The sequence below is a fragment of the Rhodoferax sp. genome (assembly GCF_023701345.1).
In the GTDB taxonomy this organism is placed as follows: Bacteria; Pseudomonadota; Gammaproteobacteria; order Burkholderiales; family Burkholderiaceae_C; genus Rhodoferax.
Genome location: NZ_JAMPXE010000048.1, coordinates 1 through 23252, shown reverse-complemented (window position 1 = coordinate 23252; position 23252 = coordinate 1). Strand labels below are relative to the sequence as shown.

27 protein-coding genes are annotated in these 23252 nt (G+C 60.4%); 8 read left to right on the top strand and 19 right to left on the bottom strand.

The features are described 5' to 3' along the window. The 10 genes from NDI87_RS08615 to NDI87_RS08570 all read right to left on the bottom strand — a co-directional run. The coding region (locus NDI87_RS08615; RefSeq protein ID WP_296274778.1) for an efflux RND transporter permease subunit at positions 1-767 on the bottom strand (767 nt) is incomplete at its 3' end. A gap of 2 nt (positions 768-769) precedes the next feature. Further along, a complete protein-coding gene (locus tag NDI87_RS08610) occupies positions 770-2332 on the bottom strand; it encodes an efflux RND transporter periplasmic adaptor subunit (protein WP_296274776.1) in 1563 nt (520 codons plus the stop codon). Then, positions 2329-3600 carry a TolC family protein gene (locus NDI87_RS08605; RefSeq protein ID WP_296274774.1) on the bottom strand — a complete coding sequence of 424 codons (1272 nt, stop codon included), beginning with the start codon at positions 3598-3600 and terminating at the stop codon, positions 2329-2331. The genes NDI87_RS08610 and NDI87_RS08605 overlap by 4 nt, the downstream gene beginning before the upstream one ends. Positions 3601-3607: 7 nt before the next feature. Beyond that, positions 3608-4258 carry a thioredoxin domain-containing protein gene (locus NDI87_RS08600; protein WP_296274772.1) on the bottom strand — a complete coding sequence of 217 codons (651 nt, stop codon included), beginning with the start codon at positions 4256-4258 and terminating at the stop codon, positions 3608-3610. After that, complete coding sequence (locus NDI87_RS08595; RefSeq protein WP_296274770.1) at positions 4255-4683, bottom strand: disulfide bond formation protein B; 429 nt, start codon at positions 4681-4683, stop codon at positions 4255-4257. Before NDI87_RS08595 ends, NDI87_RS08600 begins: the two co-directional genes overlap by 4 nt. A gap of 36 nt (positions 4684-4719) precedes the next feature. Next, positions 4720-5070, bottom strand: a complete 351-nt coding sequence (locus tag NDI87_RS08590) for a copper-binding protein (RefSeq protein WP_296274768.1) — start codon at positions 5068-5070, stop codon at positions 4720-4722. A 298-nt stretch (positions 5071-5368) separates the two neighbouring features. Further along, the gene (locus tag NDI87_RS08585; protein ID WP_296274766.1) at positions 5369-5710 is read right to left on the bottom strand and encodes a copper-binding protein; all 342 of its coding nucleotides are present in this window, start codon (positions 5708-5710) and stop codon (positions 5369-5371) included. Between the two features lie 53 nt (positions 5711-5763). Further along, positions 5764-6282: a cupredoxin family protein gene (locus tag NDI87_RS08580; protein WP_296274764.1), complete on the bottom strand. Its 519-nt coding sequence runs from the start codon at positions 6280-6282 to the stop codon at positions 5764-5766. Between the two features lie 72 nt (positions 6283-6354). Further along, entirely contained in the window at positions 6355-7743 is a 1389-nt protein-coding gene (locus NDI87_RS08575) for a copper oxidase (protein WP_296274762.1), read from the bottom strand. A gap of 18 nt (positions 7744-7761) precedes the next feature. After that, complete coding sequence (locus tag NDI87_RS08570; protein ID WP_296274760.1) at positions 7762-8808, bottom strand: TolC family protein; 1047 nt, start codon at positions 8806-8808, stop codon at positions 7762-7764. 243 nt (positions 8809-9051) lie between these two features. On the opposite strand from NDI87_RS08570, the gene NDI87_RS08565 reads away from it, so the two are divergent. The 6 genes from NDI87_RS08565 (at position 9052) to NDI87_RS08540 (ending at position 15053) form a co-directional block, all read left to right on the top strand. Beyond that, positions 9052-9504 carry a DUF411 domain-containing protein gene (locus NDI87_RS08565; RefSeq protein ID WP_296274758.1) on the top strand — a complete coding sequence of 151 codons (453 nt, stop codon included), beginning with the start codon at positions 9052-9054 and terminating at the stop codon, positions 9502-9504. Between the two features lie 105 nt (positions 9505-9609). Continuing rightward, entirely contained in the window at positions 9610-9891 is a 282-nt protein-coding gene (locus NDI87_RS08560) for a DUF2933 domain-containing protein (RefSeq protein WP_296274757.1), read from the top strand. Then, positions 9888-10541 (top strand): isoprenylcysteine carboxylmethyltransferase family protein, encoded by a 654-nt coding sequence (locus NDI87_RS08555; protein WP_296274755.1) that lies wholly within the window; start codon positions 9888-9890, stop codon positions 10539-10541. The genes NDI87_RS08560 and NDI87_RS08555 overlap by 4 nt, the downstream gene beginning before the upstream one ends. 13 nt (positions 10542-10554) lie before the next feature. After that, a complete protein-coding gene (locus NDI87_RS08550; protein ID WP_296274753.1) occupies positions 10555-12849 on the top strand; it encodes a heavy metal translocating P-type ATPase in 2295 nt (764 codons plus the stop codon). 111 nt (positions 12850-12960) lie between these two features. Continuing rightward, entirely contained in the window at positions 12961-13647 is a 687-nt protein-coding gene (locus NDI87_RS08545) for a heavy metal response regulator transcription factor (protein WP_296274751.1), read from the top strand. Next, complete coding sequence (locus tag NDI87_RS08540; RefSeq protein WP_296274780.1) at positions 13644-15053, top strand: heavy metal sensor histidine kinase; 1410 nt, start codon at positions 13644-13646, stop codon at positions 15051-15053. The genes NDI87_RS08545 and NDI87_RS08540 overlap by 4 nt, the downstream gene beginning before the upstream one ends. 18 nt (positions 15054-15071) lie before the next feature. Here the strand turns inward: NDI87_RS08540 and NDI87_RS08535 are convergent, their stop codons facing one another. Beyond that, the gene (locus tag NDI87_RS08535) at positions 15072-15353 is read right to left on the bottom strand and encodes a CopK family periplasmic copper-binding protein (RefSeq protein WP_296274748.1); all 282 of its coding nucleotides are present in this window, start codon (positions 15351-15353) and stop codon (positions 15072-15074) included. Between the two features lie 269 nt (positions 15354-15622). Between NDI87_RS08535 and NDI87_RS08530 the strand changes: the two genes are divergently transcribed. After that, on the top strand, positions 15623-16177 hold the full coding sequence (locus tag NDI87_RS08530; RefSeq protein WP_296274746.1) for a polymer-forming cytoskeletal protein: 555 nt from the start codon (positions 15623-15625) through the stop codon (positions 16175-16177). 37 nt (positions 16178-16214) lie between these two features. On the opposite strand, the gene NDI87_RS08525 is transcribed toward NDI87_RS08530, so the two are convergent. The 3 genes from NDI87_RS08525 to NDI87_RS08515 form a co-directional block, all read right to left on the bottom strand. Further along, entirely contained in the window at positions 16215-16871 is a 657-nt protein-coding gene (locus NDI87_RS08525; protein ID WP_296274745.1) for a DsbA family oxidoreductase, read from the bottom strand. Between the two features lie 68 nt (positions 16872-16939). Further along, entirely contained in the window at positions 16940-17335 is a 396-nt protein-coding gene (locus tag NDI87_RS08520; RefSeq protein ID WP_296274744.1) for a hypothetical protein, read from the bottom strand. 112 nt (positions 17336-17447) lie between these two features. Further along, on the bottom strand, positions 17448-18086 hold the full coding sequence (locus NDI87_RS08515; RefSeq protein WP_296274743.1) for an excisionase family DNA-binding protein: 639 nt from the start codon (positions 18084-18086) through the stop codon (positions 17448-17450). Positions 18087-18265: 179 nt separating this feature from the next. Here NDI87_RS08515 and NDI87_RS08510 point away from each other — a divergent pair, with 179 nt between their 5' ends. Continuing rightward, positions 18266-19069 (top strand): DUF2189 domain-containing protein, encoded by an 804-nt coding sequence (locus NDI87_RS08510; protein WP_296274742.1) that lies wholly within the window; start codon positions 18266-18268, stop codon positions 19067-19069. A 21-nt stretch (positions 19070-19090) separates the two neighbouring features. Here NDI87_RS08510 and ubiD read toward each other — a convergent pair whose 3' ends face one another. The 5 genes from ubiD to NDI87_RS08485 all read right to left on the bottom strand — a co-directional run. Further along, on the bottom strand, positions 19091-20575 hold the full coding sequence (gene ubiD / locus NDI87_RS08505; protein ID WP_296274741.1) for a 4-hydroxy-3-polyprenylbenzoate decarboxylase: 1485 nt from the start codon (positions 20573-20575) through the stop codon (positions 19091-19093). A gap of 304 nt (positions 20576-20879) precedes the next feature. Continuing rightward, positions 20880-21464 (bottom strand): UbiX family flavin prenyltransferase, encoded by a 585-nt coding sequence (locus tag NDI87_RS08500; RefSeq protein WP_296274739.1) that lies wholly within the window; start codon positions 21462-21464, stop codon positions 20880-20882. A gap of 6 nt (positions 21465-21470) precedes the next feature. After that, on the bottom strand, positions 21471-21965 hold the full coding sequence (locus NDI87_RS08495; RefSeq protein WP_296274735.1) for an SCP2 sterol-binding domain-containing protein: 495 nt from the start codon (positions 21963-21965) through the stop codon (positions 21471-21473). Between the two features lie 12 nt (positions 21966-21977). Further along, on the bottom strand, positions 21978-22889 hold the full coding sequence (locus NDI87_RS08490; protein WP_296274733.1) for a U32 family peptidase: 912 nt from the start codon (positions 22887-22889) through the stop codon (positions 21978-21980). A gap of 61 nt (positions 22890-22950) precedes the next feature. Next, on the bottom strand, positions 22951-23252 hold a 302-nt coding region (locus NDI87_RS08485), incomplete at its 5' end, for a U32 family peptidase (protein ID WP_296274731.1).

Genomic DNA, 23252 nt, shown 5'->3' with positions numbered 1-23252 from the left:
ATCAGCACCGGCGTGCCTTTGTCGGCCTTGACCACCAGCATTTCGATGTCGCTTATGCCGCGCAGGTAGCCCATGCCGCGCACCATGTACTCGGTCTCGGCCATTTCCACCGCGCGACCGCCCACGTCACGGTTTGAATCGCGGATCACCTGGGCCACTTTCATCAGGGGGATGTTGTAAGCGCGCAGCTTCACCGGGTCCACCGTCACCTGGTAGGTTTGCACAAAACCGCCCACCGAAGCCACTTCGGCCACGCCGTGGGCCTTGGTCAACTGGTAGCGCACATACCAGTCCTGGATGCTGCGCAACTCGGCCAGTGTTTTGTCCTTGGCCAGCAGCGCGTACTGGTAGACCCAGCCCACGCCCGTGGCATCGGGACCGATCTGTGGCGAGATGCCCTTGGGCATGCGCCCGGAGGCAAAGTTCAGGTATTCCAGCACGCGCGAGCGAGCCCAGTAGATGTCGGTGCCGTCCTCGAAAATGATGTAGACGAAGGACGCGCCGAAGAACGAGAAACCGCGCACCACTTTTGATTTTGGCACCGACAGCATGGCCGTGGTGAGCGGGTAGGTGACCTGGTCTTCCACCACCTGCGGTGCCTGGCCGGGGACCTCGGTGTAAACGATGACCTGCACGTCCGACAGGTCGGGCAGCGCGTCGATGGGCGTGCGCAGCACGGCAAAGATGCCGCCGAGCACGATGAACAGGGTGGCCAGCAGCACCAGAAAACGGTTGCGGCCAGACCAGTCGATGATTTTTGAAAGCATGATCAGGGCTTGACGCTGGTGATGACCCATTCGCCGGGCTGGCGCTCGATGAACTCGACGGTGACTTTTGTACCGGGTTTAAGGCTTTGCAGAAGTGCCGCATTGGCGGTCTTGAATTCCATCGTCATGGCCGGCCACTTGAGGCTGGCCACCGGGCCGTGATTCAAGCTGACGGTGCCTTCTTTCAAATCAACGCCGTCCACCGTGCCGCTGGCCTGGTGGCCCACCGTTTTGGCTGCCGATGCCGCGGGGGCCGCGGCCGGTGCCGTGCTCCCCAGGCCGCCCAGTGCCGCTTTCAGATTGCTTTCGGCGTCGATCAAAAAGTTGGCGGCCACCACCACGGGTTCGCCGTCGTCCACGCCGTCGAGCACTTCCACATGGGTGTCGCTGCGTGCGCCCAGCTTGACTTCACGCGACTCATATCGGCCAGCGCCTTGTTCGATCAAAACAATCTGCCGGGTGCCGCTGTCAATTACTGCCGACACCGGTACTGTGATGACCTGACCTTTGGCGGTGACGGGCAATTCCACCTGGGCAAACATGCCAGGTTTGAGCAGCCCGCCGGGGTTGGCCAGCTCCACCCGTACCGGCACGGTACGGGTCTCGGCGCTGAGGGTGGGGTAGACATAAGTGACCCGGCCGGCGAAGGCTTTGCCGGGATAGGCATTGATGTTGACCGTGGCTTTGCTGCCGTTTTTGACCAGTCCGATGTCCTGCTCGAAGACATCGGCAATGACCCACACGCTCGACAAATCGGCGATCTGGTACAGCGCCTCGCCGGGCATGAAGCGCATGCCTTGCAAGGCTTTCTTGTCCATCACGATGCCGCTCACGGGTGAGCGGAAGGTGAGTGTGCGGGTGGTGGCACCCGAGTCGGCCAGGGCCTTGATCTGCGCCTCGGAAATGTCCCAGTTGCGCAGCCGCTGCAAGCTGGCATCGGCCAGTTGTTGCATGCCTGCCTGCGCCTGGCCGCCGGCGTCCTTGAGGGTGTTCACGCCCTGCATGGCAATCGCGTATTCGCGCTGGGCCGAGACCAGCTCCGGGCTGTAAACCTCAAACAGCGCCTGGCCCCTGCCCACCGCCTGACCGGTGACGTTGACATGCAGGCGCTCGACATAGCCTTCAAACTTGGGTGCGATGGTGTACACACGGCGCTCGTCGGGCTCAATGCGACCGGAGGCGCGCACCAGCTTGTCGAGCGTGCGCAGTTGCGCGGCCTCGGTGCGAACCCCGAGTTTCTGCACTTTGTCGGTGCTGATCTTGACTTGGTTGGCGGGGGTTTCTTCTTCATCGGCGCCACCGGCATAGACGGCGATGTAGTCCATGCCCATCGGGTCTTTCTTGGGGGTGGGCGAGGTGTCGGGCAAGCCCATCGGGTTGCGGTAATAGAGCAGTTTTTTCCCGGGCTTGGCCGCTGTATCGCCGGTGCCGGACGCTGCCGCCGTTGGCGCCCCCGCCGGGTCGGTGCTGCTGCCGGCATGGCCACGTGTGCCCGCGTAATAACCGCCTGCGCCAGCCAGCGCGGCAAGCAGCGCGCCAATCATCCATCCGGTACCTGATTTCATAACTCTTCTCCGATTAATTTCTCAATTTCAGCGAGTCTCATTTGCGCTTCCAGTTGCGCCTTGAGTTGCGCTTGCTTGGCCTGGCGCACCTGGCGCTGGGCGTCGAGCAGCGTGGCAAAGTCGAGCTTGCCGTTTTCATAACCTGCCAGCGCTGCCTGGAACGTCAGCTCGGCTTGCGGCAACTGGCTGCTCTTGGCGAGTTGCTCGGTGCGTTGCGCAGCGTCGAGCCCGGCCAGGTTTTCAGCCAGCTCGGACAGCACCTGATTGGCGGTGGCGGCGCGGCGCGATTGGGCGGCAGACAGCATGGCCTGCGCTTCGCGCTCTTCGGCGCGGCGCGATGCCTGTTGCAGCGGGATGTTGACCGTCAGCATCAAGCTCCATTCGCTGATGCGGCTCTGCATTTGTGTCGGCGAGATCGATAGCGTGAAGTCCGGGTAGCGGTTCTTCAGGCTCAGGTCGCGGCCCAGTTCGGCTGACTTGATGCGAGAGTCTTCGGCAAATAACTGGGGGTTGCCTTGTTGCACGCGCGCCATCAGTGCCTCGGCGTCGAGCTTGGCGGCAACAGGCACGGGGCGCAGGCGTTCGGGCGCAGCCAGCGGTGTGTTGCTGGCCCGTGCCAGCAAGGCGTTGAGTCTGGCATCGACCTGGCGTGACTCGCTTTGCAACGCGACCAGTTCGGTCTGCATGGTGGTCTGCTCCAGCTGCGCGCGAATGGCATCCTGCTGCATCGCCAGGCCGCCGGCATAGCGTACTTGCGCCACGTTGGCCAGCCGCGTGCTCAGGTCGAGCAACTCCAGCGTGAGTTTTTGTGTGTTGTGCAGGTAGTAGCGTTGCGCATGCGTGGTTTTGACTTTGGCTGCCAGTTCAGCCCAGGTGCCCTGCGCCTTGCCCTGGCTGGCCTGTGCCTCTTGGGTGGCGATGTTTTTCTTCAGGTCGCGTTTGCCAAACCAGGGCAGGTCCTGCATCAGCGTGTATTTGGTGCTGCCAACATCGCTGGGCCACAGCGTGGCCGATTGGGATCCGTCTTTGGTCACGTCCATCCACTCGACGCTGAACTTGGGGTCCATCAGCGCCCCCGCCGGCGCGATCCGCTCGGTGGCCGCCTGCGCTTCGAAACGCATGCTGGCGTAGTCGGGGTTGTGTTCCCTGGCCAGGGTCAGCAAACTCTCGACACTGGCGCCGGGCAAGGACTCTTCAGCCAAAGCGCGCATGGGCGCAGCCAGAACCAACAGCGTGGCCAGCGCTGTGGTTTGCAAAGCGTATTTCATGGTGTGCCTACTTGGCGTTGGCGAGGGCGTCGTCCACCAGTTGCTTCAGCTCGGCAAAGCCGAACTGGGGCAGCGGCTTGCCATTGACAAAGTACTCGGGCGTCATGGTCACGTTCAGGGTTTTGGCGTCAGCCAGATCACGCGTAATCATGGTGGCGACCTGAGGCGCACTGGCATCGTTTTGCAGTTGAACCAGATCCATCCCCAGGGGCGCCAGCAACGGGCCGATCAACTGGACGTTGGCGGTATGGTTTTGTACCCAGGCGTCCTGGCGGGCGAACAGGGCTTCGAGTGTGGCCTCGAACTTGCCTTGTTTGCGCGAAGCTTCCAGCACCTTGACCACCGCGTCAGAGCCGGTGTGAAACGGTGCGTAGCGCATGGTCAGCCGGATTTTGCCAGGGTGTGTATCCATCAAGGACTTGACCAGGGGGTAAAACTCGCGGCAGGTGCCGCATGCAGGGTCAAAAAACTCGACGATGTGCACCGGTGCGTTGGCGTCGCCAAAACTTGGCGAGTCGGCGCGTACCAGCGAGGCCATGTTCTGCGCAGCCAGCTTGGCTGCCTGTTCGTTTTGCTGCTTTTGATAGATGAACGTGCCACCGGCAAAAGCCAAAATCAGCAAGGCGGCAACGGCGAGAAAAATATTTTTTTGTTTCATTTGGAAGACCTGATAGTGCTTGCCAGCAGCAAGACGTTGATGGTAAGAAAAGCCAGAAATGAGAGCAGGGGAATCGTCACAAAACCAAACCATTCAACCTGGATGGTTTTGCAGGGAATGCCCTGGCGACAGGGCGCCAGGGTTTCAGGAATGATGCCCATCATGAGCAAGACATGAAACCCGGCCACCAGCAGACCGCCGATCGCCAGCGGCAAGGCGTAGCGCAGCACTTTCGGATCCAGCGGAAACAGCCCGGCCGCCAGCACGAACACCAGCGGGAACATGAAGATGCGCTGGTACCAGCACAGGACGCAAGGCGCAAAGCCCATGATCTCGCTCATGAACAAGGCGCCCAGCGTGGCCATGGCGGCGATCAGCCAGGCGCCAAAAACCAGCGCCCAGGGTGTGTTGTTTTTATTGGTCATGGAAAGAAACGTCAGCAACGTGGCAATCCAGGCGCTTTATTTCACCAGCTCATAACGCAACACTGTCATGCCGCCATCCTTGGGGTCGGTGGCAAAACGAATTTTCTGACCCGCTTGCAGTTGCTCGAGCCAGGCGGTGTCTTTCACCTTGTAGGCCATGGTCATGGGTGGCATGCCATTGGGCAAAGCCCCGTGCTGCAGGGTGACCGTGCCCTTGGTTTTGTCCACTTTTTTCACCAGGCCATCACCCATGGCGCTGGCATCCACTGATGCCGCGGCAGGTTTTGTGGTTTGGGCCGTGTGCATGTTGTGATCCATTTGTGCCATGGCAGAGGCTGAAAAAGCCAAACCAAGCGCCATGACGGTAGGTGCAAGAAAAATTTTCACGTGATTTCCTTTAACGAAAAGTAGATAAAAACGAATGGGGGTCAGTATGCCGAAAAGGGCCTCACTGCCAGCTGACGTCCAGATTACTTTTTTGTCATTTAACGTGAAAGAACAGCGTCATTGCGAACGCAAGTGAAGCAATCCATGACTTCCGACGGCATGGACTGCCGCGCTGCAGTGGCGTTCTTCTTGCATGATTCGGGGCGAACTGGCGATCATGACCGTTCGGTGATCTGGCGCTTAGCCAAGACGGTGATCAGGGCATGCCGCGCCGATGCATGTCAAAACCGGCGAGAACTTACTTGATGGGCTGTATGTCTGTGACGATCATCTGGCCATTTTCGTGAGTGGCCATGAAGCGTACCTTGTCGCCAGTTTTGACCTTGTCGAGCATGGACTTGTCCCTGGCCACGAAAATCATGGTCATTGGTGGCATTTCCAGGTGTTTGATCTCGCCATGCCTGATGGTGAGCTTGCCGGCTTCTTTGTCGATTTTTCGAACTTCCCCATCGGTCAGGCTGGGCTCGGCAGCCTTCTCTGTTTGATTTTGGTCCGGAGCTGTTTGCGCCAAAACGGGTATGGAGAACAGCGATGTCAGGGTGATGGCTGTTGCAGCCAGCAAAAGCTTGGTTTGTTTCATGAGGTATGTCTCTTGAGAAAAGTACTAGCCACGGAACTTGTAGCGGGTTGAACCTACTTTGCGGCTACGATGACCTGGCTCTTCGTACCGGCTACGATGACTTGGCCCTTCATGCCGGCTTCCAAGTGCCCTGGGTGCAAACAGGCAAAGTCGACAGCGACTGTTTTTGTAAATTGCCAGATCACTTCTCCCCGCTTGCCCGGCGCCAGACTGATCTTGTTCGGCTCGTCGTGTTCCATGTCGGGGTACTTCTTCATGACTTCGTAGTGTTCCAGTAACTCCTGTTGTGTTCCCAGGCTGAATTCATGTTTGACGCTATCGGTGTTTTTCAGGACAAATCGGATCGTTTCACCCTTTTTGACCTGAATGTCAGAGGGCTTGAAGCGCATGCCGTTCGCCATCTCCACATGGATCGTGCGACTGACCTTGGAGGCAACGCCGGGCTTGCCAATGGGCGAGTCACCATGTCCGCCACCATGAGCACCGGCGGCCGATGCGGCAACTGATGCGCCAAGCAAGGCGATAAAAATCAGTGCGGAAGAATGGGACGGGATGAGCTTTGCAAATTTCATGTTTAATTTTTGAGAGAAGGTTGATAACGCTAACGGGATTGGGTAAATGGCGGTTATGGAGGTGTTTTACAGTCAGTGCGACATGCCTCCTTTGCCATTGGGCTTGATGGCGCTTGCTGCGGCTGGCGCCGTCTCGGCGCTGCCGGTTGGGCGAGTGGTCTGTGGTGTGGCGCCATGCCACTCATAGGCCACGGTGCCGGCTGGAAACTGATAGGGTCCGGGGTCGCTGTAGTTCCCCGGTTTCTGCTCCTTGCGCACCTTGAAGACCGTGAACATGCCGCCCATTTCCAGCGGGCCGAACTGGCCGGTGCCGGTCATCATGGGCGCGGTGTTGTCGGGGATGGGCATCTGCATGTCGCCCATGTCGGCCATGCCGCGCTCGCCCATCAGCATGTAGTCGGGGGCGACCTTCTGGATCTTCCCGACCAGTCCGCGGTGATCCACGCCGATCATGGTTGGTACATCGTGCCCCATGGCGTTCATGGTGTGGTGACTCTTGTGGCAGTGCATGGCCCAGTCGCCTTCTTCATCGGCAACCAGTTCAATTTGTCGCATCTGCCCCACCGCCACATCGGTCGTGACCTCGTGCCAACGGGTGCTGGGCGGCGTCGGACCACCGTCGGTGCCGGTGACGAGAAATTCGTGCCCGTGCAGATGAATCGGATGGTTGGTCATGGTGAGATTGCCAATCCGAATGCGAACGCGGTCATTCAGACGCACGTTCAAGCTGTCGATGGCCGGAAAGACACGGCTGTTCCAGCACCAGATGTTGAAGTCCGTCATGGTGTTGATCTTGGGCGTTTTGCTGCCGGGTTCGACGTCAAAAGCGTTGAGTAAAAAGCAGAAATCCCGGTCCACGTCGCTGATGTGGGGGTGCCTGGCCTTGGGGTGGGTCACCCACATGCCCATCATGCCCATCGCCATTTGCACCATTTCATCGGCGTGCGGGTGGTACATGAAGGTGCCCGGGCGGCGCGCCTCGAACTCGTAGACGTAGGTCTTGCCCACCGGTATGGCACGTTGCGTGAGGCCGCCGACGCCGTCCATGCCGCTGGGCAGGCGCTGGCCATGCCAGTGGATGGTGGTGTGCTCGGGCAGCTTGTTGGTGACGAAGATGCGCACGCGGTCGCCTTCGACCACTTCGATCGTCGGGCCAGGGCTTTGCCCGTTGTAGCCCCACATGTTGACCTTGAAGCCGGGCGACACTTCGCGCACCACCGGCTCGGCCACCAGGTGGAATTCCTTGACGCCGTTGTTCATGCGCCAGGGCAGGGTCCAGCCATTCAGCGTGACGACCGGGTTATAGGGCCTGCCCGTGGTCGGGATCAACGGCGGTGCCGTTGCCACCGAGGTCTGGATGACGGGCTCGGGCAAGCCCGCCAGCGCCGAACGCGCCACGGCCAAGCCCGCCACCGATGCGGCAGCACCGGCAAAAAAATGTCGACGTGAGTTGAGATTCATGTTCATGCCTTCTTATTATTAGTGCGCAGCAGATGCGGCCGCTTCACTGCCACCACCCAGCGATACAAAACTGTCGGGTTCACCGCCTTGCAACACCCATTGCAGGTCGGCCTCGGAGATCCAGAGGTCACGCTGAGCACCGATGGCATCGATCACGGCCTGTGACTGATTACGCGATTGATCCAGCAGATCCCAAACACTGCTCAACATGCCGTTGTAGTGCAGGAGTGTTTCCTCGCTGATGAATTCACGCAGCTTGAGCACCTCATCGCGCGTGCCCTTGACCAGCGCGTGGCTGGCCTGATAAGCCGCCAGCGCCATGTCGAAGTTGGCTTGATGGCGCATGCCCTCAACCTCTGGCAGCTGCGCCTGTATGGCCAAAGCCTGTTGCTGCCATGCCGTGATGGGGGGGAGTTGTTGGGGCACATCTGGCAGCGCATCGGGTAGCGTCACGTGGGCATATTGACCTTTTAAGCCAAGCGTCTTGATGAGGCTGGCCTGCGCCTGGTCTGCCGCGTACTGCGCGCGCACCAGGTTCATTTGTGCGGATGACTGCACCAGCTGCACCTGGGCTTGCTTCAGTTTGCTCCAATTGCCCACGTTCACCATACGTTGACCCAACTCGCGCGCAGCTTCGGCCGCGTCCAAAGCTGCGCGGTACTGCGCCAGTGCCTGGCGCGTGGCAACCGCTTGCAACCAGGCTTTTCGCGCTAGCACGGCCACCTCCAGCAGCTCGTCCATGCCCTCCACCCGGCGCTGCAAGCCTGGATCAACTTCTGTCCAACGACCCTCCGCGATCAGTGCCACATTGGCCGTGCCGAGGCGGGACAAGGGATGAACCAACTCACGGTGCGCACGCCAGGCCTGACGGGTCACATCCTCAATCGTCAGCAGTTTGAGCCCGACTGGCACCGGGCTCTGCGGCAGCGAGGGCGACACGTTGGCCTGTTCCCATTTGAGCGCGTCGGCATGGCCTCGTTTGAGTTGTCCCACCGCATCGTTGGCGCTTCGCCAGTCCGCCTCGGCACCGGGAGGTGTCGTCTGTGCAGCCAATGCCAAGGACATCGAGACGAGGCCACATGCAATGACCGGCCACACGTTTCTTGGTTTAAATTTGAGAGTCACTATTTCGCATCCTTTTGATATAAATCAAACAAGTTTTATTTTGCTGGTGTTTGCGTATCAGCCGGATGTCGCGCAAATTACAAAAAAGTAATGCTGCGGTCATGTCGCAGTCGACACCCCGGTCACACACTCCATTTGTTGTTTCATCAAAGACAAAGGAACCAGAAAATGCATGAAAGCACAATGACAAGCCGTCGCTTTTGGCTCATGGGGGCACTGATGCTGCCACTGGCGGGCATGGCCGCCGCACCGAAAAGCATTCCCATGGAAGTCTGGAAAGATCCCAGTTGTGGCTGCTGCAAAGACTGGATTGCGGTGATGGAAAAAGCGGGGTTTTCCGTGCGGGTGTCTGATACCGGCAACAAGGGCGTGCGCGCCCAAATGGGTCTTCCGGCCCAACTGGGGTCATGCCACACCGCCCGCGTGGCCGGCTACGTGCTTGAAGGCCATGTCCCGGTGCGCGAAATCAAACGCCTGCTGCGCGAGAAGCCTGATGCCCTTGGCCTGACCGTGCCTGGAATGAAAGTGGGTTCGCCGGGCATGGATGGCCCGATCTACAAAGGCCGTAAAGATCCTTATCAAGTGCTTCTGGTGCGGAAAGACGGCAGCACATCCGTCTATCAAAACTATGCCTGACAGACTGGCCGGAACCGCCGCTTTGGTCGGCGATCAGGACACGATGGACCAACACACGGAGAAGATGCAAATGATGAAAAATAGACTGCCCGGCGGGGTAAGGAAATGAGATTTCCTGCCACCAACACGACCCCTGTGGAGCCCGCCATAGCACCCGGTTTCTGGCGTTCGCGCTACGCCATAGGCTTGGTCGTCATGGCTGCCGTTGCCAGCTACTTTTTGTTGACCGAGCACTTGGCGCACACCTTGGGTGCGTTGCCTTATCTGCTGCTGGCTGCTTGCCCCCTGATGCATTTGTTCATGCACCACGGCCATGATGGACATAAGCACGCGCCGGGCAATGGCGCAGCGCCAACACCGCCAGCCAAGCCAGGAGAGCCGCCATGAACGATGGCCAGCCTGCCTATGGTCTGTGGGTGCTGGTGGTGCTGAACTCGACCATTTTCATCATGTTCGCCTACAGCTTTTTCAAACCTGCCACCGCGCGGGACTGGCGGACGTTCGGGGCGTTTTCCGCCTTTATCGTGGCGCTGTTTGTGGAGATGTACGGCTTCCCCCTCACCATTTACCTGCTGTCGGGATGGCTGCAAACCAACTATCCCGGACTCGATATCCTGAGTCATGAATCGGGGCACTTGTGGTCCACCCTGTTCGGTGAGCAAGGCGACCCGCACTTTGGTTTTCTGCACATCGCCAGCTACATCTTGCTGGCCGCTGGGTTCATTTTGTTGTCCAGCGCGTGGCGGGTTTTGTACCACGCGCAACGCAGCAAAACGCTGGCCACGAGCGGGCCGTATGCGCGGATTCGCCACCCGCAGTACGTGGCTTTTGTGATGATTCTGCTGGGCTTCTTGCTGCAATGGCCAACCCTGCTGACGCTGCTCATGTTCCCGATCCTGCTGGTCATGTACGGTCGATTGGCATTGACCGAAGAAGCCGACATGCGCGCCCTGTTTGGTCAGGCGTATGAGCGTTATGCCAGCGTGACACCCCGTTTTATACCCAGGTTGTCGCGTCCGGATGAAACACTGAATTGAACCAAGGATTGCCATGAACCGCACCACGCCCCTGCCATTGCTTGATCCGGTATGCGGCATGACCGTCTCCGAATCGTCCGGGCACACGCTGCAGCATGAGGGCCGAGCGTACTATTTTTGCAGTGCCAGGTGCCAAGGCAAATTTGCCGCCAATCCGGGGCAATACCTGGCCCCTGCAGCGCCTCCGGCACCGCCCGAAGCGCAGTTGGCCGATACGCCCGGCACCATGTACACCTGCCCGATGCACCCCGAGGTGCGCCAGGATCACCCGGGGAACTGTCCCAAGTGCGGCATGACGCTGGAGCCGGTGTTGCCAAGTCTTGATGAGGACGACAACACAGAGTTACGCGATTTTCAGCGGCGTTTCTGGTGGTCACTGCCGCTGACTGCAGTGGTTTTTGTCCTGGCCATGGCCGGCCATCGCCAGCCATGGCTGAGCATGACGCAACAGAGTTGGCTGGAACTGGTGTTGGCAACCCCCATTGTGTTGTGGGCGGGTTGGCCGTTCTTTGTGCGCGGCTGGCAGTCGGTGTTGAACCGCAGCCCCAACATGTGGACCCTGATTGGGCTGGGCACGGGCGCCGCTTATGGCTACAGCGTGGTGGCGGCTGTGGCACCCCAGGTATTTCCGGACTCTTTTATCACGATGGGGCGCGTCGCGGTGTACTTCGAGGCGGCGGCCGTCATTATTTCACTCACCCTGATGGGCCAGATGCTCGAACTCAAGGCGCGCTCGCAAACCTCTGCCGCGATCAAATCCCTGCTCGGTCTGGCACCCAAGACCGCCCGGCGCATCCGGGCCGACGGTGCTGAAGAAGATGTGCCCTTGTCCAGCGTGCATGTGGGCGACAGTTTGCGCGTGCGCCCCGGTGAAAAGGTGCCGGTGGACGGCGAGGTCATTGAAGGCAGCAGTGCCGTCGACGAGTCCATGCTCACGGGGGAGCCGATGCCGGTGACCAAGCGCGTGGGCGACAAGGTGATTGGCGCCACCATGAACACCAGCGGCGCCCTGGTGATGCGCTCGGAGCGCGTTGGCGCAGCCACCATGTTGTCGCAGATCGTGCAAATGGTGGCGCAGGCGCAGCGCTCCCGCGCCCCCATGCAGCGCATGGCCGACGTGGTGGCGGGCTACTTTGTCGTCGCCGTGGTGGCGATCGCGGTGGCGACCTTTCTGGTGTGGGGCTGGTTTGGCCCTGAGCCCAGTTGGGTTTTCGGCCTGATCAATGCGGTGGCGGTGCTAATCATTGCCTGCCCCTGCGCCCTGGGGCTGGCCACCCCGATGTCGATCATGGTCGCCACCGGCAAGGGCGCAGCGCAAGGGGTGTTGTTCCGCGATGCCGCAGCCATCGAGAACCTGCGCAAGGTGGACACGCTGATTGTCGACAAGACCGGCACCCTCACTGAAGGCAGACCCGCCTTTAACCGCGCTGTTGCCGCGCCCGGCGGCGATGCCGACGAGGTGCTGCGCCTGGCTGCCAGCCTGGACCAGGGCAGTGAACATCCGCTGGCCCAAGCCCTGGTAAGTGCCGCCCGGGAGCGCGGACTGGCCCTGGAGAAAGCCGAGGCGTTCGAGTCGGGCTCCGGCATCGGCGTGCGCGGTCAAATTGGGGCACAGTCTTTGGCCTTGGGCAACACCACGCTGATGCAGCAAATGGGTGTGGTGTTGGCACCCTTGGTGAGCCAGGCTGAAGCCTTGCGCGCCGAGGGTGCCAGCGTGATGTACCTGGCCAGCGGCGCGCAATTGCTCGGCTTGTTGGCCGTCTCTGATCCCGTCAAGAGCAGCACACCCGAGGCTTTGGCGGCCTTGCAAAAAGCGGGTTTGCGCATCATCATGGCAACCGGCGACGGCTTGACCACGGCCAAGGCCGTGGCCCAGCAATTGGGCATCAACGAAGTGCGCGGTGAAGTCAAACCCGCCGACAAACTGGCGCTGGTCACGCGTCTGCAAAACGAGGGCCGCGTCGTCGCCATGGCGGGTGACGGCATCAACGACGCCCCGGCGCTGGCCAAAGCCGATGTCGGCATCGCCATGGGGACCGGCACCGATGTGGCCATGAACAGCGCCCAGGTGACGCTGATCAAGGGTGATTTGCGCGGCATCAGCGCGGCGATCCTGCTGTCGCACGCGACGGTCAGGAACATGAAGCAGAACCTGGTTTTTGCCTTTTTGTACAACGCCCTGGGGATTCCGATTGCCGCCGGTGTCTTGTACCCGCTCACGGGCTGGCTGCTGTCGCCGTTGATTGCCGCCCTGGCCATGAGTTTTAGCTCGGCGTCGGTCATTGGCAACGCGCTGCGGCTGCGCTGAATGCCCAGGCTGCAAATGCTGATCCTGGCGCCGCTTATTTTTTCCGTCCTGGCGAAATCTGCCCGCATCAAGGCAGAATAGCCAAGGCTTGACCCAGAAAGAAAAACTGTCATGAAAATCCTCATCGTCGAGGACGAACTCAAAACCGGGGACTACCTGAAACAAGGCCTGACCGAGGCCGGGTTCATGGTTGATCTGGCCCGCGATGGCGTTGACGGGCTCCATCTTGCTTTGACTGAAAACTACGATCTGGCGATTCTGGACGTGATGCTGCCCGGCATCGATGGCTGGGGGGTGCTGGCCGGCATTCGCCGCTCCGGCAAGGACATGCCAGTCATGTTTTTGACCGCCCGTGATGCGGTGGACGACCGCGTCAAGGGGCTGGAGCTGGGTGCCGATGACTATTTACTCAAACCCTTTGCGTTTTCCGAGTTACTGGCACGGGTGCGCACGCTGTTGCGCCGTGGTGGCAAGGCGCCGACCGACCCCTTTTTGCGCGCGGCCAATCTGGAGCTGGACTTGCTGCGCAGGCGTGTCAGCCGCGCCGGACAACGCATCGACCTGACCGCCAAGGAATTTGCCCTGCTCGAATTGCTGCTGCGCCGCCAGGGCGAGGTGCTGCCGCGCTCACTGATTGCCTCGCAGGTGTGGGACATGAACTTTGACTCTGACACCAACGTCATTGAAGTCGCCATGCGCAGGCTGCGCGCCAAGGTGGACGACATGTTCGAGCCCAAACTGATCCGCACGGTGCGCGGCATGGGCTACGTGCTGGAGGATCCGACTTGCGCAGCGTGAGCCGGATTTCCCTGACGCAGCGCCTGACGCTGATGTTTGTCTCGGCGGCATCGTCGGTGCTGCTGGCGCTTGGTTTCGTCATTGCCGCCTCGGTGGAGCAACACTTTGAAGAGCTCGACATGGAAGTGCTCTCCGGCAAGATGGAGTTGACCCGGCAAGCCTTCCTTGCTGTGACTTCCCATGAGGGGCTAACGCAATTTACCCACCAATTGGCACAGTCATTGGTCGGTCACCAAGGGCTGGAGGTGATGGTGATCGATGCGGATCAATCGGTTATTTTTGCGACAGGCAATGCCGACTTCAGCCCTGAGGTGGTGATCTCTCAGGCCGCGCGAACACCTGGCCGGTCGGGTTTATGGACGCAGGGCAGTCAGACTTACCGAGGTTTGGCGGCGCAAATTCCCACGGCTACGTTGGACAGCAACGGCCTTGCGGTCAATGTGTATGTCGCTGTGGCAACTGACATCGCGCAGCACACCGCTTACTTGAGCGCGTTCCTTAAAACACTGTGGTTGTTTGTGGCCGCGGCCGTGGCACTGACTGGTGTGCTGGGCTGGGCTGCGGTGCGCCGGGGACTCATGCCCTTGCGCACGATGCGCGAGCAGGCCCAGGTGGTGACGGCGCAGCAGCTCAGTCATCGTCTGCAGGTGCAGCATATGCCGGTGGAGTTGGCTGAGCTGGCGCAGTCGCTCAACGACATGCTGGCGCGACTTGATGAGGCTTTCACGCGCCTGTCTGATTTTTCAAGCGACATCGCGCACGAGTTGCGCACCCCTGTGAGCAATCTGATGACGCAGACCCAGGTGGTCTTGTCGCGCCCGCGTGATGTCGCTGAATACCGCAGTGTGCTCGAATCCAATGCTGAAGAACTGGAACGCATGGCGCGCATGATTTCTGACATGTTGCTGCTTGCCAAGGCAGAAAATGGTCTGGTGGTACCGAGCCGGGAGGCCGTTGACCTGACCAAGGAGGTTCGCGCCTTGTTTGATTATTACGAAGCCGTGGCCGATGAAAAACATTTGCAGCTCAGCCTGAGCGGCCCGAGCGCTGTGCCGCTGCTGGCCGACCGCCTGATGTTGCGCCGGGCTCTGGGCAACCTGCTGTCCAATGCGATACGCCATGCCAACCCGGACAGCTGCGTGCGGGTGACACTGGGGCAGGCATCTGACGCGTTAACGGTGACGGTGGAAAATGTGGGCGATACCATTGCCCCTGAATTTCTGGAGCGCATTTTTGACCGCTTCTTCCGGTTGGACCCAGCACGTCAGCACGGTGATGGCACGGGCTTGGGCTTGGCCATTACCAAGTCCATCATCGTGGGGCATGGGGGCACCATTGTGGCAACTTCTTCTGGTGCGGTCACAAAATTTACCATCAGACTGCCTCATTCCCCCATGCTGGCGTAGACCGCATCATTCAGATGCTCAAGGCCTGTTGGCTTGGTACTTTTCCAGGAACAAGCGCGCGACCTCGTTGCCCGACATGGTGATGGTTTTGCCGTCAGTGGCCTCCATTTTCACGCCCTCTTTCATATAGACAATTTTGCCGTTTTTGTCCTCCATGGACATCTTGCCGTCTTTGTAGTGGTGCATCGTGGTGCCGTCCTTCAATTGGATGGACTGCACTTTGTCGGCGTCGCCGGCGGCGACCGCAGATAGCGCGGTGGCAACAAGACTCAAAGCGATCAGGGATTTGCGAATGGACATGATAAAACTCCTTGGTGTGGTTGACAGCCCCAGCGGATACTTTCCAAGGGGCGGTGACACAAATGCTGCGTCACTGGTGTTAATGTAGAAACCACAAGGCGTCATTCACATGACCACGCAATTACAAGCACGACAGGTGCAAATTCCATTAACGCGAAGAAGTCGGTCACCAGGCGGGAAGGGTGCGCATCCTGTTACAGAACTTGCATTTTCAGTGGCGACTTTGAGCGCCGCGGCGCATAGCATGAGGTTTTTTTCAAAGGAAACCAATGGCAATGTCACCGAACTTCTTCAATAAACGCGAAACCGAGCTTGCTGCGGCCAGGCATGTGGTTCCCCTGCCGGCGCAAGGCGCTGGTTATGGCGCATCCAGCGGCACGGCGACCCAGCAGGGGACGAGTCCTGCCAACGTGGCTGCCAGCGCCAGCGCAGCTGCGCCTGCACCGGTTGGCGGCAGCAAGCTCATCGTAGGGCCCAACATCAAGCTCAAAGGCGTGGAGATCACGGACTGCGACACGTTGGTGGTCGAGGGGCTGGTCGAGGCAACCATGGATTCGCGGCTGATGGAAATTGCGGAGCAAGGCTCTTTCAAGGGTTCAGCCGAGATCGACATCGCCGAGATTCATGGCCAGTTTGACGGCAATTTGACGGTCCGCCAGAAGCTGGTGATCTATGCCACTGGCAAGGTGACGGGCAAGATTCGTTATGGCAAATTGGTTATTGAAGAGGGTGGTCAACTGTCTGGCGATATTCAGTTTGGCGCCTCGCCCGGCCCGCGCGCCGGCAACGCGGAAAAGCCGACCCTGACCGTGGCAGGCAGATAAGAAAAGGGGCGCGGGTGAACGTCACCCGGCGATGGGCCTAAACCAGCGTCGCCGCAATTTGGCGCAGCGCTTGTTCGAACACGGCAACCGGCTGGCCACCCGAGATCAGATGACGGTCGTTGATGATGACGGCGGGCACCGAGTGGATGCCCTGGCGGGCGTAGAATGCCTGGGCTTCACGCACCTCCCGTGTGAACTCATCACTGGCCAAAATGTTCTTTGCGCGCATCACGTCCAGCCCGGCTTGCGCCACGGCTGCCAGCAACACCTCGGGTGATTCCATGGCCTGGCTGTCGCTGTGGCAGGCCACCAGCAAGGCTTTCTTCAGAGCCAGTTGCCGCTCCGGTGATGCCAGCCCGGCCCAGTGCAACAGGCGGTGTGCGGCAAAGGTGTTGTAGATGCGGCCGCGCCCCGATGGATTGAAGGCAAAACCCACATCGGCCCCGCGCTGGCGGATGGTGTCACGGATCTGCGCCTGCTGCTGCGCGGTCGAGCCGTATTTTTGCGTCAAATGCTCGCTGATGTCCTGACCGCCGGCCGGCATCTGCGGGTTGAGCTCAAAAGGTTGCAGGTGCAGCTGCACGTCCACTTCGCCCTGCAGGTTGGTGAGGGCCTGCTCCAATGCGGCCAGACCGATGGCGCACCAGGGGCAGGAGATGTCGGATACAAAATCGATTTTGAGCGTAGCGGTCATGGGTGGGCTGGTCAATGGCTTTAAAAAGCCGAATTGTCCAGCAAGCCCAAAAACCGCGTTAACCGGACTTATTTGACCGGCGTGATGGTCACACCCTGGCGCAGGATGCCGCCTTCTGCGACGCTGCCTTGCGCCGTGCCGTCGGCGCTCATGCGTGTTTCACAGGCCAGACGGTCATCACCCTGATGCAGGTTGCAGCGCAGCAGCGCATTTTGTTGGTATTGTCCCGGCGCGTCGTTCAGGCGGCCGCGTCTGGCCTCCGACAGGGCGCTGCCCGCCTCGCGGCGGCAAGTGGCAAGGTCCTGGTTGCTTTGGCCGCTGTTGCACGCAGCCATATCTTCGCGGTACCTTGCCTGCGCCTCGCTCGCCGCAGTTGGCGGCGCTGCCAGTGCCGCAGCAGCGCACGACAAAGCGGCTGCTGCCACCATGGTGCGATGGTGAAATGGAATAAAGAAAATAGTCATGATCGCGCTTCCTGAAGTGATGCTTCAAGACTAAATCTGCCATTGATTCCTGTCTGTGTGTTCGCGTACCAAGTGCTGTTGTGTCAAGTTTGTTTTTGATCGTCAAGGCAATCTATGCGGGTGCATTGGCATTGAGTAAAAAGCGGCTCTGGTTGACGATGCCGGCGGCAATGCCTTGCAGTCGCTCAAAGGGAATGGGTTTTGCCAGGACCTGAATGTCGGGCGGCAGGCCGCCACGCGCGGCTATGGCTGCCCCATCAAGGCCGGTCACCACCACGATGGTGGTATGGACCAGTTCGGGTGCGTGGTGCAGGATGCGCAGCATGCTAAAACCATCCACCTCCGGCATGTTCAGGTCGGTGATCAACAGGTCTGGGCCGCCCCGGCCGATCGCCAGCAGGGCGGTGACGGCGTTGTACATGCCGATGACCTTAGTGGGCATAGGCCAGCTTGACAGCTTGGCCTGGTACAGGTGCAACAGTTCGGCATCGTCTTCCAATACCATGATCTTGAGCGGACGTTGCTGGTTGGGCAAGGGATCGGCAAGCGCTGGCGTGAAGGGGGGAGCCGGTTCCTTGCGCAGCAATTGGTCCACCGAATCGCGCATCACACGGCGGTGACCCCCCGCAGTTTTCCAGGCCCGCAGCAGACCACTTTCAACCCAAAGCTGCACGGTGCCCACCGACACGCCCAGCAATTTGGCGGCCTCCCGGGTGGTGCAAAACGATTTTTCAATGATGACGGATGCCATAAGGAGGCTCCTGTTGAACTTAATGTTCTACATTAATTTTTTAGTTTTGTTAAATTTTAGCGAATATTAAACATTGCAACAGGCATTATTGCAATGGCGTGCCATTGCCGGGTATGACACGAACAATACTGGTGTTTTCCTGAATAGCTGGATGGGTGCTGACCCGTTAAGCTTCCTGCATGAGTGATTTTCCGCCAGAAGTACCGCCTCCGCTGTATGTGCCACCGCCGTCCGAGACGCCCCCCAGGGAGGTCATTGCCCTGGCATGGTCGGCGCCGCCTGGCTGGCTGCTGCAGGGCTGGCGTGATCTGGCCGCACATCCGGGTATCAGTCTGTTTTACGGCCTGTCGTTCTGGTGCATGGCGCTCATTCTGGGCGCTGTGTTCCGTTCCCGCCCCGAGTACACCATGACGATTGCCTCGGGTTGCCTGCTGGTCGGGCCGTTCCTGGCCATGGGACTCTATGAGGTGAGTCGTCGTCGTGAACTTGGTCTGGTGCCCGGGTTTGCCAGTTCCATGACGTGCTGGAAAACCCACCTGCGCAGCATGGGCCTGCTGGTGGGGGTGTTGATTGTGCTGGAGTTGTTGTGGGGTCGGGCCTCGCTGGTGGTGATTGCGGTGTTTTTCAACACCGGCATGCCGTCTTCGGTGGGTGTGGTGCAAGCCGTTTTCAATCCGGACAACTGGGAGTTTGTGCTGGCCTACACGCTGGTGGGCGGCGCCTTTGCCGCACTGGTGTTTGCCATCACCGTGGTCTCGATCCCGATGATTCTGGACCGCGACACCGATGCCATCACGGCGGCCATCAGCAGCATCGAAGTGGTGGTGACGCAGCCCGGCGTCATGTTGCTGTGGGGCGCGCTGATTGTGGCCCTGGTGACGGGCGCCTTGCTGCTGCCCTGGGCGTTGGGTCTGGTGCTGGTGGGGCCGCTGCTCGGGCATGCCACCTGGCATGCCTATCGGGGTTCGGTGCGCTGGCTGTAAGCCTTTGAGTCAGGCGTCAGGCTACAGCCCCAGCGTCTGCCAAAGCTGGTCTATTTTGGCGGTGACATCGGCGCTCATGGTCAAGGGCCGGCCCCATTCGCGGGATGTCTCGCCGGGCCACTTGCTGGTGGCGTCGATGCCCATCTTGCTGCCCAGCCCGCTTACCGGTGAGGCAAAGTCGAGGTAGTCAATTGGCGTGTTGTCGGCCAGCAAGGTGTCCCGCGTCGGATCGACCCGGGTGGTGATGGCCCAGATCACGTCTTTCCAGTCGCGCGGGTTGATATCGTCGTCGACCACCACGATGAACTTGGTGTACATGAACTGGCGCAAAAAGCTCCAGATGCCAAACATCACCCGGCGGGCGTGGCCGGGGTAGGCCTTCTTGATGCTGACCACCGCCATGCGGTAACTGCAGCCTTCGGGCGGCAGGTAAAAGTCGGTGATCTCGGGGTACTGGCGCTGCAGCAGCGGCACAAACAGCTCGTTTAGTGCCAGCGCCAGCATGGCGGGCTCGTCGGGCGGCTTGCCGGTGTAGGTCGAGTGGTAGATGGGGTCCACGCGCTGGGTGATGCGGTCGATGGTGAAGACCGGAAATTCGGCCTGCTCGTTGTAGTAGCCGGTGTGGTCGCCATACGGGCCTTCCAGGGCGTGTTCAAAGCCGCTTTTGTGCGTGGCGTCCGGGTTGATGTGGCCTTCCAGCACGATCTCGGCAAAGGCCGGCACGCGCAGTTCGCTGCCCAAAGCCTTGACCAGTTCGGTGCGGCTGCCGCGCAACAGCCCGGCAAACTGGTATTCACTCAAACTGTCGGGCACTGGCGTCACCGCGCCCAGAATGGTGGCCGGGTCGGCGCCCAGGGCGACGCATACCGGGTAGGGTTGGCCCGGGTTCTGCTGGGTGTGATCGCGGAAGTCGAGCGCGCCGCCGCGGTGCGGCAGCCAGCGCATGATGACTTTGTTGCGGGCCAGCACCTGCTGGCGGTAGATGCCGAGGTTTTGCCGCGCCTTGTGCGGCCCTTTGGTGATCACCAGGCCCCAGGTGATGAGCGGCGCCACGTCGCCGGGCCAGCAATGCTGGATCGGCAGCCGCGCCAGGTCGACGTCAGCGCCTTCCCACACGATTTCCTGGCAGGGTGCGCTGCGCATTTCCCTGGGCGCCATGGCCCACAGGGTCTTGACCAGGCTGCCCATGCCGATCAGTTCCTTGAATCCTTTAGGTGCCTCGGGTTCCTTGAGCGTGGCCAGCACATGGCCAAACTGGCGCAGCTCGCCCACATCATTGACACCCATGCCCAGGGCGACGCGACGCGTCGTTCCAAACAGGTTGCCCAGCACTGGGATGCTGTGGCCGGTGGGACGCTCGAACAGCAAGGCCGGGCCACCGGCGCGCAGCGTGCGGTCACACAGGGCGGTCATTTCCAGGTGCGGCGAGACCGCTGGCTGGACGCGTTTGAGCTCGCCCAATTGTTCGAGTTGGTTGATGAAGTCTCGGAGGTCGCGGTAGGCCATGGTGATGAAATTAATGGGGGTCAGATTCCAATTAAATTGGGAGTGGCGCTGTGGACGTGCGCTGCGCAGCAGCCGGATGGGGCGTCCCCCTCATACTGGAGTACCAGAAATCGGGGGCCACCCCATCCGGCTGCTGCGCCGACAGGTGTGCTTGATTTTGCATTCTTGAATACCAAGAAATAAAAAATTGTGTGATTTCGCACGGCGTCCAGCAAGGTTGGCAGTCTGGGCGGCTGATGAATTCTGGTACCCCAGTATGAAGAAGCCGCCCAGACTGCCTGCCTTGCGGGTTTCATGACGGGGTTTACAGCCCGTTCCAGCGCGCTGCATCGGCCTGCGGCAAGTCCAGCAAGTCCAGCACCCGGCTCACGGTGTGACCGACCAACTCGTCAATCGTTTGCGGCCGCTGGTAAAAGCCCGGCACCGGCGGAAAGACGATGCCGCCCATCTCGGTCACGCTGGTCATGTTGCGCAGATGCGCCAGACTCAAAGGCGTTTCGCGCACCATCAGAATCAGCCGGCGGCGCTCCTTGAGCATGACATCGGCGGCGCGCGTGATCAGGTTGTCAGACAGGCCCAAGGCCACAGCCGCCAGGGTGCGCATGGAGCAGGGTGCGATCACCATGCCGTCGCAGCGGAAGGAGCCGCTGGCAATGGCGCTGCCAATGTCGCGCACCGGGTAGACCACATCGGCCAGCGCTTCAACCTCGGTACGCGGCAGATCCAGCTCCTGCTGCACATTGAGCCAGCCCGCCTCCGACACCACCAGATGCGTTTGCACATGGCCCAGCTCACGCAAACTCTGCAACAGCCGTACACCATAGACGGCACCGCTGGCGCCCGAAATGGCGACGATGATGCGTTTGCCTGGCGCGGTGGGCTCGGTCATGATGGCCTAGCGTGGTTTCAGGTTTGACAACATCGACTTGAAATGCGCCCGGGCCTGCGCCATGACGTGCTGCGGCCGGAACGGTTCCAGGTTCATGACCGGCAGCTCAATCGCATCAATGGTGTTTTTCACCAGCAGGCCCAGTTCGGTGTCGCCTTCCATGGTCAGCCGGCGGTTGAAAAACAGCGTGTCGGGGTCTTCCTGGCGGCGTGCCAGTTTGACGAAATCATGCGCGCTGGCGCTGATGGTGAGATCGGCCGCGCCGGCGTTCTGGCAGGCCACGAAGCGGCTGTTGCGCCACGCAAAATCAAATGTCCATTGCGCGTCAAGCACACACAGGCGCAGCTTTTTACCGATCAGCATCTGCGTGACGTCGGCGTTGAGTTGTTTGGCCAGCGCCAGATTCAGCGCCGTGACAAACATCATCGACCCGGGGAAACCGGGCAGACGCCCCAGCACTTGCCCGACGGGTTTGGGGATCAGCCATGTTTTTTCACTCATAGGGGGTCTCCTTCAGGCCGGCACGGACAAGGCACTAGCGCTCACCTGCTCCAGTCCGGGTTTGCCGTACCAGTAACCGTTGCAGGGTTTCTCGGGCATCAGTCCCAGCAGTTCGGTATTGGCCGCAGCCGCGTCGGTGCGCCCCTGGATCACGTTTTGAAACAGGTCGACGATGCGCAGCGTGTGCTGCGACTGCGGGCTGATGCGCACCACATCGACGCCCATGGCGCGCAGGGCGGGCAACTCGGGCAGCAGGTTGTGCACGCGGGCCGATTGGGTCTGGATGCCGTTGAGGACCAGGAATTCCTCATTCTCACGGGTGCGCATCAGCAGGCCATCGGGGTGCTCGATGCACTTGAACTGGCAGTCGTCTTTGGGCAGATTGCAGTGCCGCGCGGTAAAGCAGCGCGCCGAAAACGCCAGCGGCATACGGCCATAGGCGAACACCTCGGTCTGCACCCCTGGCGGGCAGTCTGCCAGCAGCAAGGTCAGATCGTCGCGCCCCATTTCCAGCGGCATCACCCAGCGATGCACCCCCAGCGCCGCCATCCATTGCAACGTCGGCAGGTTGTAGATGTTGAGATGCGGCCCGGCGACAAAGGGCACTTTGCCCTCCAGACAATGCACCGCGCCCATGTCGTTGGCTTCGACCATGAACGTCCCGTTGGCGCAGATCTTGTGCAGCACCGTGACATCGGCACCCGATTCGATCAGCACCTGGGTCGACAGCACGACTTCCTTGCCGGCCTCGCGCAGCACCGCCGCAATGTCGAGCCAGTCGCTCAAGCGCACCTCGTGGCGGCGCGAACAAACGGCTTCGCCCAGATAAACAATGTCCACCGGCGACTGCGCCACGGCTTCATAAAAAGCCAGCACCTCGTCGCGCGGCCAGTAGTATTGGATGGGACCTAGAGCTAATTTCATATTAATTTTCAACTTTTAAAGGACGCACGCAACGACGCTGGGGTGGCTTTTCGTGTGTCCTTCATTTCCAGGGCCGGTGGTAGGCGCCCAGCGTGTGCTGCTGGCCTTCGGCGACCTTGTCGAGGTCGCTGAACCATTCGGTTTTAGCCTTGTAGTGGAGCGGATTGGCACGGCAGCTGTCGATGGCCGCACGCAACACTTTGGTCACTTGCGCCACATAGGCCGGGCTGCGCTGGCGGCCTTCGACCTTGATGGCGCGCACGCCGATCTTCATCAGGTCGGGCAGCAGCGAGAGTGTGTTCAGGCTGGTGGGCTCTTCGATGGCGTAGTAGTTTTTTTCGTCGCCGACGTCAAAGCGGCCCT

Excerpts from the sequence above, each read along its gene's own strand:
- NDI87_RS08610 (WP_296274776.1), bottom strand. The coding sequence starts at position 2,332 with ATGAAATCAGGTACCGGATGGATGATTGGCGCGCTGCTTGCCGCGCTG.
- NDI87_RS08605 (WP_296274774.1), bottom strand. The coding sequence starts at position 3,600 with ATGAAATACGCTTTGCAAACCACAGCGCTGGCCACGCTGTTGGTTCTG.
- NDI87_RS08600 (WP_296274772.1), bottom strand. The coding sequence starts at position 4,258 with ATGAAACAAAAAAATATTTTTCTCGCCGTTGCCGCCTTGCTGATTTTG.
- NDI87_RS08595 (WP_296274770.1), bottom strand. The coding sequence starts at position 4,683 with ATGACCAATAAAAACAACACACCCTGGGCGCTGGTTTTTGGCGCCTGG.
- NDI87_RS08585 (WP_296274766.1), bottom strand. The coding sequence starts at position 5,710 with ATGAAACAAACCAAGCTTTTGCTGGCTGCAACAGCCATCACCCTGACA.
- NDI87_RS08580 (WP_296274764.1), bottom strand. The coding sequence starts at position 6,282 with ATGAAATTTGCAAAGCTCATCCCGTCCCATTCTTCCGCACTGATTTTT.
- NDI87_RS08575 (WP_296274762.1), bottom strand. The coding sequence starts at position 7,743 with ATGAATCTCAACTCACGTCGACATTTTTTTGCCGGTGCTGCCGCATCG.
- NDI87_RS08570 (WP_296274760.1), bottom strand. The coding sequence starts at position 8,808 with ATGTCCTTGGCATTGGCTGCACAGACGACACCTCCCGGTGCCGAGGCG.
- NDI87_RS08565 (WP_296274758.1), top strand. The coding sequence starts at position 9,052 with ATGACAAGCCGTCGCTTTTGGCTCATGGGGGCACTGATGCTGCCACTG.
- NDI87_RS08560 (WP_296274757.1), top strand. The coding sequence starts at position 9,610 with ATGAGATTTCCTGCCACCAACACGACCCCTGTGGAGCCCGCCATAGCA.
- NDI87_RS08555 (WP_296274755.1), top strand. The coding sequence starts at position 9,888 with ATGAACGATGGCCAGCCTGCCTATGGTCTGTGGGTGCTGGTGGTGCTG.
- NDI87_RS08550 (WP_296274753.1), top strand. The coding sequence starts at position 10,555 with ATGAACCGCACCACGCCCCTGCCATTGCTTGATCCGGTATGCGGCATG.
- NDI87_RS08545 (WP_296274751.1), top strand. The coding sequence starts at position 12,961 with ATGAAAATCCTCATCGTCGAGGACGAACTCAAAACCGGGGACTACCTG.
- NDI87_RS08535 (WP_296274748.1), bottom strand. The coding sequence starts at position 15,353 with ATGTCCATTCGCAAATCCCTGATCGCTTTGAGTCTTGTTGCCACCGCG.
- NDI87_RS08530 (WP_296274746.1), top strand. The coding sequence starts at position 15,623 with ATGGCAATGTCACCGAACTTCTTCAATAAACGCGAAACCGAGCTTGCT.
- NDI87_RS08525 (WP_296274745.1), bottom strand. The coding sequence starts at position 16,871 with ATGACCGCTACGCTCAAAATCGATTTTGTATCCGACATCTCCTGCCCC.
- NDI87_RS08520 (WP_296274744.1), bottom strand. The coding sequence starts at position 17,335 with ATGACTATTTTCTTTATTCCATTTCACCATCGCACCATGGTGGCAGCA.
- NDI87_RS08515 (WP_296274743.1), bottom strand. The coding sequence starts at position 18,086 with ATGGCATCCGTCATCATTGAAAAATCGTTTTGCACCACCCGGGAGGCC.
- NDI87_RS08510 (WP_296274742.1), top strand. The coding sequence starts at position 18,266 with ATGAGTGATTTTCCGCCAGAAGTACCGCCTCCGCTGTATGTGCCACCG.
- ubiD (WP_296274741.1), bottom strand. The coding sequence starts at position 20,575 with ATGGCCTACCGCGACCTCCGAGACTTCATCAACCAACTCGAACAATTG.
- NDI87_RS08500 (WP_296274739.1), bottom strand. The coding sequence starts at position 21,464 with ATGACCGAGCCCACCGCGCCAGGCAAACGCATCATCGTCGCCATTTCG.
- NDI87_RS08495 (WP_296274735.1), bottom strand. The coding sequence starts at position 21,965 with ATGAGTGAAAAAACATGGCTGATCCCCAAACCCGTCGGGCAAGTGCTG.
- NDI87_RS08490 (WP_296274733.1), bottom strand. The coding sequence starts at position 22,889 with ATGAAATTAGCTCTAGGTCCCATCCAATACTACTGGCCGCGCGACGAG.